Origin of the sequence: Pseudomonas sp. ADPe, assembly GCF_014843515.1 — a bacterium.
Lineage (GTDB): Bacteria > Pseudomonadota > Gammaproteobacteria > Pseudomonadales > Pseudomonadaceae > Pseudomonas > Pseudomonas citronellolis.
Window position 1 is genome coordinate 3,165,248 of the sequence record NZ_CP062122.1, and the last position, 12,825, is coordinate 3,178,072.

Here is a 12,825-nt window from a genome sequence, read left to right on the forward strand (position 1 = left end):
CCGCCTTTTTCACCGCGCATCCTGGATCAGTCGAGAAACTCGACCTCGCCGCCGGCCAGGGACTTCACCCGGGCCAGGGATTCGACGCGGTAGCCTTCGTTTTCCAGCAGCTTGCGGCCGTCCTGGAAGGACTTCTCGATGACGATGCCCAGGCCGGCGATGCTCGCCCCGGCCTGCTGGATCAGGTCGATCAGCGCCTTGGCGGCGTGGCCGTTGGCGAGGAAGTCGTCGATCACCAGCACGTGGTCGGCGGCGGTCAGGTGCCGCGCGGAGATGGCGATGGTGCTCTCGGTCTGCTTGGTGAAGGAGAACACCTTGGAGATCAGCAGGTCGTTCTTCAGCGTCAGCGACTGGAACTTGCGGGCGAAGATCACCGGGATGCCCAGCTCCAGGCCGGCCATGACCGCCGGGGCGATGCCCGAGGCCTCGATGGTGACGATCTTGGTGATGCCCTGGCCCTTGAAGCGTTCGGCGAACTCGTGGCCGATCTGCTTCATCAGCAGCGGGTCGATCTGGTGGTTGAGGAAGGCGTCTACCTTGAGGACCTGGTCGGAGAGGACGACGCCTTCGCTGCGGATTTTGTCTTTGAGGGTGTTCAATTGAGGGCTTCCTGGCGGAGCTGGGGCCGCTGATGAAGCGCGCAATTCTACCTCGTAAGCGCCGGCCTGCGCGACCTTCCGACAAAAGAAGAAGCTGATCGGGTGGACAGCTTCCGCTGGCCGTCGCCGTGGCATTCCATTGTAGGAGCGCGCCCTGCGCGCGAATCGCGGGCAGGGCCAGCTCCTACAGGTTGGTGGCGCATTTCCCGTCCGTGCCAGCATCGTAGGATGGGTTGAGCGAAGCGATACCCATCGCCACGACCGCATGGGTTTCGCAAGCTCAACCCATCCTACGAAGAGCGCGTCGGCGCGCAGGCTCAGCGCTTGAGCAGCGCGCGGATGTCCGCCAGGGCCGCGTTGCCCTTGGCCGCCTTGACCTCCACCGGGGCGTCTTCCTGGCCTTCCCAGACCAGGTCCTCCGGCGGCAGTTCGTCGAGGAAGCGGCTCGGCGAGCAGTCGATGATCTCGCCGTACTGCTTGCGCTTGGCGGCGAAGGTCATGGCCAGGTTCTTCTTCGCCCGGGTGATGCCGACGTAGGCCAGGCGCCGCTCTTCCTCGATGCTGTCGGCCTCAATGCTGGAGCGGTGGGGGAGGATTTCCTCCTCCACGCCGAGGATGAACACGTAGGGGAATTCCAGGCCCTTGGAGGCGTGCAGGGTCATCATCTGCACGCCGTCGGCGCCTTCCTCTTCCTCCTGCTGGCGTTCGAGCATGTCGCGCAGCACCAGCTTGGCGATGGCCTGCTCGATGGTCATGTCGCCGTCCTCGTCGCGCTCCAGGGTGTTCTTCAGCGCCTCGATGAGGAACCAGACGTTGCCCATGCGGAAGTCGGCGACCTTGTCGCTGGAGGCGTTCTGCCGCAGCCAGTTCTCGTAGTCGATGTCCATCACCATGCTGCGCAGCGCGCCGATCGGGTCGGCGCCCGCGCACTGCTCGCGGACCTTGTCGATGAAGCGCTTGAAGCGCTGCAGGCGCTCGACGAAGCGCGCGTCCAGGTGCTCGGCCAGGCCCAGCTCGCCGCTGGCGGCGAACATCGAGCAGCCGCGCTCGGTGGCGTAGTTGCCGAGCTTCTCCAGGGTCGCCGAGCCGATCTCCCGGCGCGGCACGTTGATCACCCGCAGGAAGGCGTTGTCGTCGTCCGGGTTCACCAGCAGGCGGAAGTAGGACATCAGGTCCTTCACTTCCTGGCGGGCGAAGAAGCTGGTGCCGCCGGACAGGCGATAGGGAATCTGGTGGTGCTGCAGCTTCAGCTCGATCAGTTTGGCCTGGTAGTTGCCGCGGTAGAGGATGGCGAATTCGCTGTAGGGCCGCTGGGTCTTCAGGTGGATGGTGAGGATTTCCATGGCCACCCGCTCGGCCTCGGCCTCCTCGTTGCGGCAGCGGATCACCCGGATCGGGTCGCCTTCGCCCATCTCGCTCCACAGCTGCTTCTCGAACACGTGGGGGTTGTTGGCGATGAGCACGTTGGCGCACTTGAGGATGCGGCTGGTGGAGCGGTAGTTCTGCTCCAGCATCACCACCTTCAGCGAGGGGAAGTCGTCCTTGAGCTGCATCAGGTTTTCCGGGCGCGCGCCGCGCCAGGCGTAGATCGACTGGTCGTCGTCGCCGACCACGGTGAAGTGCGCGCGCTGCTGCACCAGCAGCTTCACCAGCAGGTACTGGCTGGCGTTGGTGTCCTGGTACTCGTCCACCAGCATGTAGCGCACGCGGTTGCGCCACTTCTCGAGGATGTCCGGGTTGTCCTGGAACAGCTTCACCGGCTGCAGGATCAGGTCGTCGAAGTCCACCGCGTTGTACGCGCGCAGGGTGCGCTGGTAGTGCAGGTAGACCATGGCGGCGGTCTGTTCCTTGGGGTTGCGCGCCTTGGCCAGGGCCTCCTCGGGCAGGATCAGGTCGTTCTTCCAGCCGCCGATCAGGTTCTTGATCTCGTCCAGGCCGTCGTCGCCGGAATACTCCTTCTGCATGATGTCCGTCATCAGTGCCTTCACGTCGCTCTCGTCGAAGATCGAGAAGCCGGGCTTGTAGCCCAGGGCGGCGTATTCCTTGCGGATGATGTTCAGGCCCAGGTTGTGGAAGGTGGAGACGGTCAGGCCCTTGCCTTCGCCGGGGCGCAGCAGGGTGCTGACGCGTTCCTTCATCTCGCGCGCGGCCTTGTTGGTGAAGGTGACGGCGACGATGTACTGGGCGCGGATGCCGCACTGCTGCACCAGGTAGGCGATCTTGCGGGTGATCACGCTGGTCTTGCCGGAGCCGGCGCCGGCCAGCACCAGCAGGGGGCCGCCGACGTAGTTCACGGCCTCTTGCTGCCGGGGGTTGAGTCGGGACATGGTTCGGGAAGGGTATCGATGGCGAAGCGGGCGGCCATTCTACCAGCCCCGCCCGGGGCTGCGGAAAAACGGCGATCTGTGACGCCGTCGCGCTTCGCCGTTTTGGATAAATTCATACTTGTATTAGGCTTGTGGCTGCATTAGTTGAAGAAAACTCTGAAGAGTTTCTTGGTTCTGCGCCGACAGACGGCCTCGTCCGGGCGCTGGAACGCCAATCCGGATGGCCGGGGCATGGGATGGCGCCCAGGGCATTCCTTTTCTTTTCATGGGGGTCGCTTGGCTGCGTCGGTCGAGTCCACGCGCCTGCTCCTGCTGGCTGAAACGCCGCAGTGGGCCCAGCTGCTGCGCGAGCATCTCGCCGCGCTGGGCAACGCTTATTCGCTGATCACCGCGCCTTCCTGGGAGTCCGCCCGCAGCCTGTTCGACGAGGACGAGGTCGGCCTGGTGCTGGCCACCCCCGGCAAGCTGCCCTCGCGGGACAACTGCCGGCTGCCGATCATCCTGCTGCTGGAGCGCGAGCCCGCGCAGACGCCCGCCGGCGTGGCCGACTGGCTGACGCCGCAACTGAGCAGCGAGGTGCTGCGCCGCTCCCTGCGCTACGCCCGCGAACGCAGCGGCCTGGAAGCCACCCTGCAGCGCCTGGCCGAGCAGGACCCGCTGACCGGCATCGCCAACCGCCAGGGCTTCCAGACCTTGCTGGCCGCGCAGCTGGACGAGTTCCAGGGCCGCGGCCTGGCCCTCGGCCACCTCGACCTGGACAACTTCCGCCACGTCAACGACGCCCTCGGCCACCAGGCCGGCGACCGCCTGATCCTGCAGGTGGTGGCGCGCCTGCGCTCGCACCTGGAGCACGGCGACCGCCTGGCGCGCCTGGGCAGCGACGAGTTCGCCCTGCTGCTGGACACCCGCCGCGACCCGCGGCGCGCCGAGCGCCTGGCCGAGCGCATCGTCGAAGTGCTGGGCGAGCCCTACTGGGTGGAAGGCGAGAGCCTGCTGCTAGGCTGCAGCCTGGGCCTGGCCCATGCCCGTTCCGGCGACAGCGCCGACGCCCTGATGTGGCACGCGCACATCGCCATGCAGCAGGCCAAGATGCGCCAGGGCTGCACCTTCCATCTCTTCGACGAGCGCATCAACCGCGGCGCGCGCAGCCTGGCCGAACTGGAAAGCGAACTGCGCCGGGCCCTGCGCCGCGACGAACTGGAACTGCACTACCAGCCGCGCCTGGACCTGGAGAGCGACACCATCGTCGGCCTCGAGGCCCTGGTGCGCTGGCGCCACCCCAGCCGCGGGCTGCTCACCCCGGGGGATTTCGTGCCCCTGGCCGAGGAGAGCGGGCTGATCGTGCCGCTGGGCTACTGGGTGATCGCCCGCGCCCTGCGCGACATGCAGTGGCTGCTTGGGCGCGGCTTGCCGCCGCTGCACATGGCCATCAACCTGTCGTTCCGCCAGTTCCAGGACAGCCAGCTGCTGCCCACGCTGCAACGGCTGATCGCCGAGCGCGGCGTGGATGCGCGCTGGCTGGAGTTCGAACTCACCGAAACCGCCGTGATGCGCCGCAGCGAGCAGGTCCTGCAGACCATGCAGACGCTGGGGCAACTGGGCGTGCGCTTCTCCCTGGACGACTTCGGCACCGGCTTCTCCTCCTTCGTCCACCTCAACAGCCTGCCGATCACCCTGCTGAAGATCGACAAGAGCTTCGTCGGCGGCATGTCCGAGCGCGCGGAGAACCGCCAACTGGTGCGGGCCATGATCAACCTGGCGCACAACCTCAACCTGGAGGTGGTCGCCGAGGGCGTGGAAAGCGCCGACCAGCGCCAGCTGCTGCGCCAGTTCGGCTGCGACCAGGTGCAGGGCTACTGGATCAGCCGCCCGCTGCCGTTGCCCGAGCTGGCGCGCTTCCTGGTGTTCGGCGCCGGACGCGCGCTCAGGCAGCAGGACCCGGTCGGCAACTGAAGCCCGGTTCCGCCATCGGCTGCAGCAGCCGCGCGGTGCGCGCCTCGAAGGCCAGGCACAGGCCCAGCGCGGTGCACGCCAGCCCCGCCGCCAACCCCCACCAGACGCCGTGCGGGCCCCAGCCGAAGGGGAAGGCCAGCAGCCAGGCCAGCGGCACGCCCGCCAGCCAGTAGCCGGCCAGGCCCACCAGGAAGGTGGTGCGGGCATCCTTGAGGCCGCGGATGGCGCCCATGGCGATGCTCTGCAGGCCATCGAACAGCTCGAACCAGGCGGCGATCGCCAGCAGGCTCACGGCCAGTTGCACCACCGCCTGGTTGGCCGGTTGCTCGAGATCGAGGAACAGGCCGATGACCTGGCGCGGCGCCAGCCAGAACAACAGGGCGAAGGCGAACATGCACAGCGCGCCGAAGCCGATGCCCACCCGCCCGGCGCGGCGCGCCTCGAGCAGGCGCCCGGCGCCGTAGTGCTGGCCGATGCGGAAGGTCACCGCGTAGGAAATCCCCACCGGCACCATGAAGGCCAGGTACACCGACTGGATAGAGATCTGATGCGCGGCCAGCGCGGTGGCGCCGATCGCCCCCATGCACAGGGTGGCCACGGTGAACATGCCCGACTCCACTGCATAGGTGCCACCGATCGGCAGGCCCAGGCGCAGCGTCTCGGCGATCTCCCGGCGCTGTGGCCGGCCCAGGCCGCGCAGCAGCGGGTAGCCGGCGTAGGCCGGGTGCCAGCGCAGGTACAGCGCGAGGATCAGCGGCAGCAGGTTCATGACGATGGCGGTGACCAGGCCGATGCCGGCCAGGCTCAGGCGCGGCAGGCCGAACCAGCCGTCGAGGAAGGCATAGTTCAGGCCCAGGTTGGCCAGCGCGCCGAGCGCGCTGATGGCCATCACCGGGCCGGGGCGCTCGATGGCGCTGGTGAAACCGCGCAGCACCATGAAGGCCAGGTAGCCGGGCAGGGCGAAGAGAATGCTGTGCAGAAAACTCATGGTGCCGTGCACCGTCGCCGGCGCCTGGCCGAGGATCAGCAGCAGTGGCTCCAGGTTCCACAGCAGGGCGCCGGCGAGCAGCGCCAGGCCCAGGCCGACCCACAGCCCCGCCTGGGTGGCGGCGGCTGTGCCGGCGCGGTCGCGCGCGCCATGGCGGATCGCCACCAGGTTGCCGGTGGCCGCCACCACGCCGCTGCACACGGTGGAGACGAAGGCGTAGGTGGAGGCGCCCAGGCCCCCGGCGGCCAGGGCGTCGGGGCCGAGCTTGCCCATCATCAGGGTGTCGGTGAAGACCATGGCGACATAGGCCAGTTGGGCGGCGATCAGCGGCCCGGCCAGGCGCAGGATGGCCTGCAGTTCGGTGCGGTAGGGGGTGGGCATGGCATGAGTCTGGTTTGGGCGGCGCCTGGCGCCTCCCGGGTTCATCGATTCGCCCATTCTGGTGGGCCGCCAGGCCTTCCCACAAAAGGAAAAAAGCGATGCAATGCATGAGTCAGACTCATGCCTGAAGGCCCGCCATGCCCCGTCGCCTGCCCCCGCTCTATGCCCTGCGCGCCTTCGAGGCGGCCGCCCGGCACGCCTCCTTCACCCGCGCCGCCGAGGAACTGGCCATCACCCAGAGCGCGGTGAGCCGCCACGTGCGCACCCTGGAGGAGCACTTCGACTGCCAGCTGTTCCAGCGCCAGGGCCGCCAGCTGCGCCTGACCGAGCCGGCGCGCCTGCTGTTGCCGGGCCTGCGCGATGGCTTCGACGCCCTGGAGCGCGCCTGCGCAAGCCTGCACAGCGACGAGGACGTGCTGCGCCTGAAGGCGCCCTCGACCCTGACCATGCGCTGGCTGCTGCCGCGCCTGAGCATCTTCCGCATGGCCAACAGCGATATCGAGGTGCAGCTGACCAGCGCCTGGATGGACGTCGACGAGGTGGACTTCGCCCGCGAGCCCTTCGACTGCGCGGTGCTGCTCGGCGCCGGGCGCTTCCCGGCGGAATGGGAGAGCTGCCTGCTGTTCCCCGAGTGGCTGATCCCGGTCGGCGCCCCGCAACTGCTCGACGACGGCCCCTGGGACGTCGAGCGGCTGGCCGCCGCGGAGCTGCTGCACCCCACGCCGGACCGCCGCGACTGGCGCCGCTGGCTGCAGCGCGTGGGCCTGGAGGAGCAGGTGTCGCTCAAGGGCGGCCAGGTCTTCGACACCCTGGAGCTGGGCATAGTCGCGGCCACCCGCGGCTACGGCCTGTCCATCGGCGACCTGGTGATGGTCGCCGAGGACGCTGCCGCCGGCCGCCTGGCCCTGCCCTGGCCCTGTGCGGTGGCCAGCGGCGAGAGCTACTACCTGGTCTGGCCCAAGGCGCGGCGGCAGCAGGAGCGCCTGCGTCGTCTGAGGGATTTTCTTCTGGCCGAAGTCAGCGCAATGCGACTGCCGCAGGTTGAAATGCTGGAGTAGGTTGTAGGGTGTTTCCGCGGCCCCTGCGACTGGAGCGCGCATGCGACGCCCGACCGTCTATCTGGCCCTTTGCCCCCTTGCTACGGTCGTGACGGAGGGGAAACGCCCGGCCATCAACGATGGGCCAAAGCCCGTGTCGCCGCGCCTTCCCCGCCATTCGCAACCGGGGGAACATTCGATGAAAACCTATGGACTACTGTTCGGCATCCTGCTGCTCGGCGGCCTGGCCAACGACGCCGTGGCCGCCACCGAGCTCAAGCACTGGCCGGAGCCCGCGGCGAAGCAGCTCGACGCGCTGATCGCGGCCAACGCCAACAAGGGCGCCTACGCCGTCTTCGACATGGACAACACCAGCTACCGCTACGACGTCGCCGAGGCGTTGCTGCCGTACCTGGAGAACAAGGGCGTGCTGACCCGTGACAAGCTTGACCCTTCGCTGAAGCTGATCCCCTTCAAGGACCTCAAGGGCAAGAAGGAGAGCCTCAACAGCTACTACACGCGGCTCTGCGAATTCGACCACCGCGTCTGCTACCCCTGGGCCGCACAGGCGCTTTCCGGCCTGACCCTGCGCGAACTCAAGGGCCACCTCGACGCCATGATGGCGAGCGGCAAGCCGGTCAAGAGCGACTACTACGACGGCGACACCCTGCGCACCGTCGAGGTGCAGCCGCCGCAGCTGTTCACCGGCCAGCAGGAACTGTTCAAGCGGATGATGGAGAACGGCATCGAGGTGTACATCCTCACCGCCTCCCACGAGGAACTGGTGCGCATGGTCGCCAGCGATCCGAAGTACGGCTACAACGTCAAGCCGGAGAACGTCATCGGCGTCAGCACCCTGCTCAAGGACCGCAAGACCGGCGCGGTGACCACCGCACGCCGGCAGATCAGCGAGGGCAAGTACGATCCCGAGGCCAACCTGGACCTCGAATTCACCCCCTACCTGTGGACCCCGGGCACCTGGATGGCCGGCAAGACGGCGGCCATCCAGACCTACATCGACCCGTGGAAGAAGCCCATCCTGGTCGGCGGCGACTCGCCCAGCAATGACGGCCACATGCTGTTCCACAGCACGGCGGACGACGGCATGCGCCTGTGGGTGAACCGCAAGGCCAAGTACATGGACCAGCTCGAAGGCATGATCAAGAAGAACGCCGAGGCCCAGGCCAAGCTGGGGCAGCCGGTGCGCGCCGACAAGAACTGGCTGGTGGTCACGCCCGAGGAGATTCTCTGAGCCGGCGGCGGGCGGCGCCCCCTGCGCTGCCCGCCGCTTCCAGGCATACCCTGTCGCTCCTGGCCAAGTCCTGGCGCGCAGGCAACGCCCGAGGTCGCGTTCATCGCAGGACTGCAACACGGCTTTGCTAGGGTGAATGCTGGACTAGTCCAGGGAGCGGCCCGCGCCGGGTCCTTCCACCCACAAGACCACCTCGGGGGAAACCAGATGAAACCCATGCGCACCCTGCTCGCCGCGCTGCTGCTCGGCGGCCTGGCCAGCAGCGTCTTCGCCGCCACCGAACTCAAGCACTGGCCGGAGCCGGCCGCCAAGCAGCTGGACGCGCTGATCGCGGCCAACGCCAACAAGGGCGCCTTCGCCGTCTTCGACATGGACAACACCAGCTACCGCTACGACCTGGAAGAGTCGCTGCTGCCCTTCCTGGAAATGAAAGGCGTGCTGACCCGCGAGAAGCTGGACCCTTCGCTGAAGCTGATCCCCTTCAAGGACGTGGGCGGCCACAAGGAAAGCCTGAACAGCTACTACTACCGCCTCTGCGAGGTCGACGACCTGGTCTGCTACCCCTGGGTCGCCCAGGTGTTCTCCGGCTTCACCCTCAAGGAACTCAAGGGCTACGTCGACGAACTGATGGCCTACGGCAAGCCGATCCCCAGCACCTACTACGAGGGTGACGCGGTCAAGACCATCGAGATCAACCCGCCGAAGGTCTTCACCGGCCAGCAGGAGCTGTACAACAAGCTGATGGAGAACGGCATCGAGGTCTACGTGATGACCGCCGCCCACGAGGAACTGGTGCGCATGGTCGCCAGCGATCCGAAGTACGGCTACAACGTGAAGCCGCAGAACGTCATCGGCGTCACCACCCTGCTCAAGGACCGCAAGACCGGCGCGCTGACCACCGCGCGCAAGCAGATCGGCGAGGGCAAATACGATCCCAAGGCCAATATGGACCTGGAGATCACCCCCTATCTGTGGACCCCGGCGACCTGGATGGCCGGCAAGCAGGCCGCCATCCTCACCTACATCGACCAGTGGAAGCGGCCCATCCTGGTCGGCGGCGACACCCCCAGCAGCGACGGCTACATGCTGTTCAACGGCACCGCCGAGAACGGCGTCCACCTGTGGATAAACCGCAAGGCCAAGTACATGGACCAGCTCGACGGCATGATCAAGAAGAACGCCGAGGCCCAGGCCAAGCTGGGGCAGCCGGTCACCGCGGACAAGAACTGGGTGATAGTGACGCCGGAGCAGATCCAGTAGCGCGGGTTCGGCCGGCCCCGGCTCAGCGCCGGGGTTCGGCCAACTGCTGCAGGCCGTGCTCCAGGCTGGCGGCGGACAGCTCGCCCATGTGGCTGTGGCGTAGGCGGCCGTCGGCGGCGTAGAAGAAGGTGGTCGGCATGCCGTAGGCGCCGGTGGCCTGGCCGAGCTGGTTGCCGAGGTCGAGCAGGACTTCCCTGGGCTTCAGGTTCTGGCCGGCGAGGAAGCTGGTGACGGCCTCGGCCGGTTCGCCCTGGTTGACCAGCACGAAGCGCACGTCCGGGCGCGCCTGCTGGGCGGCTTCCAGCACCGGCATCTCGCGGCGGCAGGGCGGGCACCAGGTGGCCCAGAGGTTGACCACCAGCGGGCGGCCGTCCAGTTGGCCGAGGCTCACCGGGCGGCCTTGCAGGTCGCTCAGCGCCAGGGCCGGCAGTTGCTGGCCGCGGTCCAGGGCGGAGACCACCGCCTTGCCGCTACCCCAGACGCAGAGGCCGCTCACCAGGGCGATGGCCAGCGGCCGGCGCAGGCTGTTGCGGCGCCAGACCAGCCAGGCGCCGAGCAGGGCCGCGGCGAGGGCGCCCGGCCAGGCGAGGAAACCGCCGTCGCGGATGTCCAGCATGCTCCAGGGGGCCGCTGCGTATTGCCCGGCGTAGCGCGCGACGAAGGCCAGGCGCGCCACCAGCAGGCCGGCCAGGAGCATGGCGAAGAGCGCGCCCTCGGGGTTGCCGCCGCGCCTGCGTCCGGCCAGCCAGCCGCCCAGCAGCGCGGCTAGGAAGCCCAGGTAGAGCAGGGCCTGGGGCATGGGAATGGCGAGCGGGCCGAGGATCAGGCTGGTCATGGCGGTCTCCGGAAGGCAGGCCGCGAGTATCGCAGCCCCGTGCCGGTGGGCGGGAGCAGTGCTGTGGATAAATGTTTCGATTGTGCCTTGTCGCCCGGCACGGTATTTCCCTGTAGGAGCGCGCCCTGCGCGCGAATCGCGGGCAGGGCCCGCTCCTACCCCTGCTGGCAAAGCACCCCGTAGGATGGTGTTGAGCGAAGCGATACCCATCACCGCGGCCGCATGGGTTTCGCAGGCTCAACCCATCCGTTGAGGCGCACCTTGGTGCAGCCGGCAAGACAGCCACTCCTACGACCGTGCCTCCCCAACACCGTCGCCCAGGCGCTATGCCCCTTCACGCCAGGGCGACATCCTCCCCGGCCTCGGCGTGCAGTTCCTCCACCAGCCGCGTGGCGCAGGCGCCGACCTTGCGCACGGCTTCTTCGATGCGCGGCAGGTCGCGGTTGGAGTAGTTCATGCGCAGGCAATTGCGGTACTTGCCGGCGGCCGAGAAGATGCTGCCGGCCGCCACCTGCACGCGCTCGGCCTGCAGTTCGCGGTTCAGCCGCACGCTGTCGAACTGCGGGTGCAGCTCCACCCAGAGCATGAAGCCGCCCTGTGGCCGGGTGGCGCGGGTGCCTTCGGGGAAGTAGCGGGCGATCCAGTCGGTCATCAGGTCGCGGTGGCGCTGGTACTGGGCGCGCATGCGGCGGATGTGCGGCTCGTAGTGGCCGCCGCCGACGAATTCGGCCAGGGCCATCTGCGGCTGCGGCGCGCAGGTGCCGCTGGCGATGTACTTGAGGTGGAGGATGCGGTCCAGGTAGCGCCCCGGCACCACCCAGCCGGTGCGCAGGCCCGGCGCCACGGTCTTGGAGAAGGAGCTGGCCAGCAGTACGCGGTCGTCGCTGTCGAAGGACTTGATGCTGCGCGGCCGTGGGTAGGCATAGGCCAGCTCGCCGTAGACGTCGTCTTCCAGGATGGGCACGTCGTAGCGCTGGGCCAGGCTGAGCAGGGCGCGCTTGCGCGCGTCGGGCATGATGTAGCCCAGCGGGTTGTTGCAGTTGGGAGTGAGCAGGATCAGCTTCACCGGCCATTGCTCCATGGCCAGTTCCAGGGCCTCCAGGCTCACCCCGTTGGTCGGGTCGGTGGGGATTTCCAGGGCCTTCAGGCCTTGGGCCTTGAGCGTCTGCATGGCGCCGTGGAAGCTCGGCGAATCGATGGCGACGATGTCGCCCGGCTGGCAGATGGCGCGCAGGGTGATGGCCAGGGCCTCCTGGCAGCCGGTGGTGATGATCGTTTCGCTGGGCGGCACCTGGCAGCCGGAGTCCAGCATCAGCCGGGAAATCTGTTCGCGCAGCGCCAGCGAGCCCTGCAGGCCTTCGTAGCCCAGGGCCTGCAGGTCGGTGCGCCGCGCGGCGTTGGCCATGGCGCGCTGCAGCGGCTTGAGCGAAGGACTGGCGATGTCCGGGGTGCCGCGGCCGAGCTGGACGAAGTCGCCGCCGGGGGCGTGGCGCACCTGCTCCAGCACCTGGTCCCACTGCGATACGTCCACCGGTCGCTGCGCCGGCCGGGTCATCGCCGGCATGGCCGGCTGTGGGCGCCGTTCGGGGACGAAGAAGCCGGACTTGGGCCGCGGCTCGACCAGCCCGGCATCCTCCAGTACCCGGTAGGCCTGTTGCACGGTGCTGATGCTGACGCCGTGCTCTTCGCTCAGTGAGCGCACCGAGGGCAAGCGGTCGCCGGGGCGGTACAGCCCCTGCTCGATGCGCTCGCCGAGGGTGGCGGCCAGTTGTGCGTAGCGTTTCATGACAGATGCCCCGTGCCGCATCGTGGCGGCAAAGACCAGTACAGATCGGGCAAAAATACGTCATTCAGTTGGTTTTTTCCGCTGTCTGTATGGAAAAAATTCCATTTCTTTGAATCTGTAATGCAGTCTGTCCTTTCGCCACTCTATCCACAGGCTCGGAGGAGGAGTGACGACATGAACGGCATGACAGACGTGCGCCTGACCCTGTATCAGCGCGAACTGCTCGGCATCGACGACGGCAGCCTGGCGCCGCGCGGCCCGGCGGAAAGCCGCTGGCGCCAGTTCTGGCGGCGGGTGCGCACGCGCAGGCAACTGCTGGAGCTCAGCGACGAGCAGTTGCGTGACATCGGCATTTCCCGCGAGCAGGCGCGCATCGAGGCGCTGCGGCCGTTCTGGCGCTGCTGAGG

At 67.9% G+C, this 12,825-nt stretch carries 9 protein-coding genes and 1 pseudogene; 5 read left to right on the plus strand and 5 right to left on the minus strand.

Annotation, left to right across the window (positions count from 1 at the left end; genetic code table 11):
- Positions 1 to 26: 26 nt before the first annotated feature.
- Together IG194_RS14415 and rep are read right to left on the minus strand one after the other, a co-directional pair.
- The gene (locus tag IG194_RS14415) at positions 27 to 599 is read right to left on the minus strand and encodes a xanthine phosphoribosyltransferase (protein ID WP_043268145.1); all 573 of its coding nucleotides are present in this window, start codon (positions 597 to 599) and stop codon (positions 27 to 29) included.
- Positions 600 to 916: 317 nt separating this feature from the next.
- On the minus strand, positions 917 to 2,926 hold the full coding sequence (rep, locus tag IG194_RS14420) for a DNA helicase Rep (protein ID WP_058488044.1): 2,010 nt from the start codon (positions 2,924 to 2,926) through the stop codon (positions 917 to 919).
- A gap of 231 nt (positions 2,927 to 3,157) precedes the next feature.
- Between rep and IG194_RS14425 the strand changes: the two genes are divergently transcribed.
- On the plus strand, positions 3,158 to 4,879 hold the full coding sequence (locus IG194_RS14425; protein WP_009614084.1) for a putative bifunctional diguanylate cyclase/phosphodiesterase: 1,722 nt from the start codon (positions 3,158 to 3,160) through the stop codon (positions 4,877 to 4,879).
- On the opposite strand, the pseudogene IG194_RS14430 reads toward IG194_RS14425, so the two are convergent.
- Positions 4,780 to 6,248, minus strand: a pseudogene (locus IG194_RS14430) (NorM family multidrug efflux MATE transporter). The gene IG194_RS14425 and the pseudogene IG194_RS14430 overlap by 100 nt on opposite strands.
- A gap of 137 nt (positions 6,249 to 6,385) precedes the next feature.
- Here IG194_RS14430 and IG194_RS14435 point away from each other — a divergent pair.
- The 3 genes from IG194_RS14435 to IG194_RS14445 all read left to right on the plus strand — a co-directional run bounded on the left by IG194_RS14435 (position 6,386) and on the right by IG194_RS14445 (position 9,797).
- The gene (locus IG194_RS14435; protein WP_043315021.1) at positions 6,386 to 7,306 is read left to right on the plus strand and encodes a LysR substrate-binding domain-containing protein; all 921 of its coding nucleotides are present in this window, start codon (positions 6,386 to 6,388) and stop codon (positions 7,304 to 7,306) included.
- A gap of 178 nt (positions 7,307 to 7,484) precedes the next feature.
- Positions 7,485 to 8,537: a phosphorylcholine phosphatase gene (locus tag IG194_RS14440; protein ID WP_043315022.1), complete on the plus strand. Its 1,053-nt coding sequence runs from the start codon at positions 7,485 to 7,487 to the stop codon at positions 8,535 to 8,537.
- 207 nt (positions 8,538 to 8,744) lie between these two features.
- Positions 8,745 to 9,797 (plus strand): hypothetical protein, encoded by a 1,053-nt coding sequence (locus tag IG194_RS14445; RefSeq protein ID WP_058488046.1) that lies wholly within the window; start codon positions 8,745 to 8,747, stop codon positions 9,795 to 9,797.
- A 22-nt stretch (positions 9,798 to 9,819) separates the two neighbouring features.
- Here IG194_RS14445 and IG194_RS14450 read toward each other — a convergent pair whose 3' ends face one another.
- Both IG194_RS14450 and IG194_RS14455 read right to left on the minus strand, forming a co-directional pair.
- Entirely contained in the window at positions 9,820 to 10,632 is an 813-nt protein-coding gene (locus tag IG194_RS14450; protein WP_058488047.1) for a TlpA disulfide reductase family protein, read from the minus strand.
- A gap of 334 nt (positions 10,633 to 10,966) precedes the next feature.
- The gene (locus IG194_RS14455) at positions 10,967 to 12,418 is read right to left on the minus strand and encodes a PLP-dependent aminotransferase family protein (RefSeq protein WP_058488048.1); all 1,452 of its coding nucleotides are present in this window, start codon (positions 12,416 to 12,418) and stop codon (positions 10,967 to 10,969) included.
- 174 nt (positions 12,419 to 12,592) lie between these two features.
- Between IG194_RS14455 and IG194_RS14460 the strand changes: the two genes are divergently transcribed.
- The gene (locus IG194_RS14460) at positions 12,593 to 12,823 is read left to right on the plus strand and encodes a DUF1127 domain-containing protein (RefSeq protein WP_058488049.1); all 231 of its coding nucleotides are present in this window, start codon (positions 12,593 to 12,595) and stop codon (positions 12,821 to 12,823) included.
- The last annotated feature ends 2 nt before the right edge of the window (positions 12,824 to 12,825 follow it).

Excerpts from the sequence above, each read along its gene's own strand:
- rep (WP_058488044.1), bottom strand. The coding sequence starts at position 2,926 with ATGTCCCGACTCAACCCCCGGCAGCAAGAGGCCGTGAACTACGTCGGC.
- IG194_RS14425 (WP_009614084.1), top strand. The coding sequence starts at position 3,158 with ATGGGATGGCGCCCAGGGCATTCCTTTTCTTTTCATGGGGGTCGCTTG.
- IG194_RS14435 (WP_043315021.1), top strand. The coding sequence starts at position 6,386 with ATGCCCCGTCGCCTGCCCCCGCTCTATGCCCTGCGCGCCTTCGAGGCG.
- IG194_RS14440 (WP_043315022.1), top strand. The coding sequence starts at position 7,485 with ATGAAAACCTATGGACTACTGTTCGGCATCCTGCTGCTCGGCGGCCTG.
- IG194_RS14445 (WP_058488046.1), top strand. The coding sequence starts at position 8,745 with ATGAAACCCATGCGCACCCTGCTCGCCGCGCTGCTGCTCGGCGGCCTG.
- IG194_RS14450 (WP_058488047.1), bottom strand. The coding sequence starts at position 10,632 with ATGACCAGCCTGATCCTCGGCCCGCTCGCCATTCCCATGCCCCAGGCC.
- IG194_RS14455 (WP_058488048.1), bottom strand. The coding sequence starts at position 12,418 with ATGAAACGCTACGCACAACTGGCCGCCACCCTCGGCGAGCGCATCGAG.
- IG194_RS14460 (WP_058488049.1), top strand. The coding sequence starts at position 12,593 with ATGAACGGCATGACAGACGTGCGCCTGACCCTGTATCAGCGCGAACTG.